Here is a 3,471-nt window from a genome sequence, read left to right as displayed (position 1 = left end):
ACAGAGACAGAAACACAGTCACAGACTCAAACAGAGACAGAAACACAGTCACAGAATCAAACAGAGACAGAGCAGACACAGACACAAACTCAGACACAAACAGAGACAGAGGAGACAGAGAACACCCTGTGTCATTGTAGATGTCGCCTCTTTTGATTCATGACTCTCAATTACTAAAAGTTCTGCGCTTCGCTGATGCGGCGTTAAAAAGTACGGGGTTGTACGCTCATTCGACAAATCAGGGAATTTTCCGGGTTTTGGGAATTTTCCGGGTTTTATTGTGTCTGAAGTGGCACCAACTTAACAGTCGATACTTCAGACCTTATGACTCAACACCTTCAGGGCACAGCCATAAAAGCACTTCCGGAAGAGGAACGTCCCAGGGAAAAGCTGATCTCTCGCGGGCCTCAGGCACTCAGCGATGCTGAGCTGTTGGCAATTCTACTTCGCACTGGCTACAAAGGCACTCATGTCCTGACCCTCGCGTCCCAGCTGATTCAGCACTTTCAATCACTGAGTGGTTTGCTTTGTGCAACACCTGCGCAATTACAAACTTTAAAAGGCCTTGGAAAAGCAAAAGCGACTGAGCTCAGTGCCATTCTCGAAATCTGTCAGAGAGTACTCTCTGAAAAAATGTCTGAGCAAAGCACGATCAACTGCCCGGATGCCACCCGTCAATATCTTCAGCTGCATTTCAGGGGCTGTCAAAGAGAAGAGTTTGCCTGCCTTTTTCTGGACACACGGCACCGGGTTCTGGCTCTGGAAACCCTGTTTCAGGGCACACTTGATGCGGCGCCTGTCTACCCCAGAGAGGTGGTAAAAAGAGCCCTGGAGCTCAACGCAGCGGCCGTTATAGCCAGCCATAATCATCCATCGGGTGACCCACAGCCCAGTCAGGCTGATATAAGAATCACCGAAACCCTCAAGAAAGCACTGGCATTGCTGGATATCAGACTACTGGACCATATTATCATTGGTAAAGGCATATCGGTTTCTCTGGCGGAGCAAGGCATTATGTGAATCCGACCGGAGCAGTCAACATTCCCGCATCTCCAATGGCGATGGGTATAATGCTGGCAAGATTCAAAAGGTTTCCTACAACACAGGTACGTGATAATCAGGTACCCTGACGCCACAAATATCGTTTTTTACCACTATAGATTCCTTTCAAATCAGTGGATAATTCAGCCTGCGACTCCTTGCAAAACTGACTTTTCAGTCCGGCAGGAGCCTGACCGAAAATAGCGCCCAACTTGCACCAAAGCCTTGACTTTGATATAAAGCGCGGTCTTTGTATATGGGTAGCTGCTGAGAGTTCTGACTCTTGACATTGGGCAGACCTGCCCGAAAACGAACAACGGAATCCTCCGGCCTCATGGCTGGGTTTTTTTGGTTTGAGAGGCCACTACTATGTCCAAAGTTTGTCAGGTTACCGGCAAGCGCCCGGTTACCGGGAACAACGTTTCCCACGCGCACAACAAGACCAAGCGTCGTTTCGTGCCCAACCTGCACCACAAGCGTTTCTGGGTAGAGAGCGAGAAGCGTTTCGTTCGCCTGCGTGTATCCGCTAAAGGCATGCGCATCATCGACAAGAAAGGTATCGACACCGTTCTGGCCGAACTGCGTGGTAACGGTCAAAAAATCTAAGATAGCGGGAGCAATCAGTCATGGCTAAAGGTATTCGTGAAAAGATCAAGCTGGTTTCGTCGGCTGGCACTGGTCACTACTACACCACAACCAAAAACAAGCGTAACACTCCAGACAAGCTGGTGTTCAAAAAGTACGACCCGGTTGTACGCAAGCACGTTGAGTACAAAGAATACAAGATCAAGTAAGATCCCGGGTTCTTTCCGGCCCGATGTTCTGTCGGGCCCGCTTTTCCCTGACCACACCGTCACAAACTGCTTATTTTCTGTCGTTTTCACACTGATCTAATGCCCGACCGTGCACTGAACAGAGCATCTGCAGTATGAAACCGGAACTCCTATCGCCTGCCGGAACCCTGAAAACATGCGCTACGCATTTGCCTATGGTGCTGACGTAGTGTACACAGAGCAACCCTGATACAGCCTCAGAGTTCGCAACAACGACTGCAAAAATGAAAGCCTGCAAAAAGGCATTGATGAAGCTCTCGCGCCGGGAGCGCTGACCGAGAACAGTGCCCGTAGCGAGGAGGGATGAAAATGCACGCTTATGTCATTCTTGAAAATTATCTTCACCTTGTGGCTATTCATCAAAACCCGGTGAAAAGAGGTTATGTCGATAGGGCGGAGTAACGGAGTTATCCCAGCGCAAGTAATTACGTCGGCGTTGAAGGTTTGTTAGAGGTGGATCGGTTATGGTGAGTCAGGTATGCGTTCCCACGCTGGTGCGAGGGAGTCACAGATTGGCCCAAAAATGCTCTTAATTGAACTTTTAGTACAAGCAGAAGTCTAATGAATAATTCAATCAATAGTAAATTCTAAAAACCATTTACAAAAAATTAATGAAAGGAAGCTCAAAATTATGAACATGGAAGCGCTTGGTTTAATTTCAAAGGTCATGTTTGACGTACATGACAGAGGTGCCTACCTGATGCATTCAGGCAATGGCAAATCTGCGGAACCCGATTTAAAAATTAAACTCATGAGAGTTTATAATCAGCAAAACCTTAAATATTCCAGTAAACTTCCGAATGACACACCTATCAATGAAAGAACTATTGAATTCATTCATATATTACCCACTCTTGCTCAAACCTCTGATTTTTTTGATAGATTAAACAGGCATGCTGAAAATTTCTGCAGAGCGATAGAGAGTAATATTGCTGATTCAAAAGAAATACAAGACGCTCTAAAAGAGCTCAATAAGCAAAAAAGATCGAAGAAGATCAATTTACAAGAATCTTTAAGGGAACTTAAAGGTGTCGGAAACTTCATGGAATCAATTCTAAACAAATTAGACAACGAAGTTACGATAACTGATAATGAAAAAAAAATATTCAAGTTTCTGTTAGCCAACATATTGAAGATTGATCAAAATACAGACAATTCAAATGTAGAGTACATTATTAAAACGTTGACAAAATATTTTCATCCTGATAGATGCTCTGGTAAGAATAGTGATTTATATTCCTGCATTTTAAGCAATGGACTCCGTATTATCGGTCACATAAAAAATTTATGGGATGTCGACAAAACAGAGATTTCCAGAAGTCAGAAGGGTATTAGCCATGAATTACCTAATGACTCTTTGATAGAATCGATTGCCAACCTAAACAAAATTGACAACTGCTATCGACTCAAAACTTATGAAAAAATAAAAAAAGAGATGCTGGTACTCAAGGCTAGTGATCTAAAAGATAACTACAAAGAAAGATTATTAATGTCGATTATCCAAGCCAATTCATCAGCTCTGATGAAAATAATGATAAATCACCTAAGTATTAATAATTTAAAAGTCAATAATGAAACACCGCTTATTTATGCTATC

The 3,471-nt window shown here is 43.9% G+C and carries 4 protein-coding genes and 1 pseudogene; all 5 read left to right on the top strand.

What is annotated here, in order from left to right:
* Nucleotides 1-324: 324 nt before the first annotated feature.
* Nucleotides 325-1,020, top strand: coding sequence for a DNA repair protein RadC (gene radC / locus KDK18_RS07365; protein WP_257254240.1), 696 nt, complete (start codon nucleotides 325-327; stop codon nucleotides 1,018-1,020).
* A gap of 390 nt (nucleotides 1,021-1,410) precedes the next feature.
* Nucleotides 1,411-1,647 (top strand): 50S ribosomal protein L28, encoded by a 237-nt coding sequence (rpmB, locus tag KDK18_RS07360; RefSeq protein WP_257254239.1) that lies wholly within the window; start codon nucleotides 1,411-1,413, stop codon nucleotides 1,645-1,647.
* A gap of 20 nt (nucleotides 1,648-1,667) precedes the next feature.
* Nucleotides 1,668-1,835 (top strand): 50S ribosomal protein L33, encoded by a 168-nt coding sequence (rpmG, locus tag KDK18_RS07355; RefSeq protein ID WP_034834535.1) that lies wholly within the window; start codon nucleotides 1,668-1,670, stop codon nucleotides 1,833-1,835.
* Nucleotides 1,836-1,969: 134 nt separating this feature from the next.
* A pseudogene (locus tag KDK18_RS07350) lies at nucleotides 1,970-2,142 on the top strand (U32 family peptidase); the annotation flags it as partial.
* A 363-nt stretch (nucleotides 2,143-2,505) separates the two neighbouring features.
* Nucleotides 2,506-3,471 (top strand): hypothetical protein (locus tag KDK18_RS07345; protein ID WP_257254238.1); only part of this gene is annotated, 966 nt, incomplete at its 3' end.

The organism is Endozoicomonas sp. SESOKO3, assembly GCF_024606255.1.
Note: the sequence above shows the minus strand (reverse complement) of the source record. Positions and strands in the feature narration are given on the sequence as shown.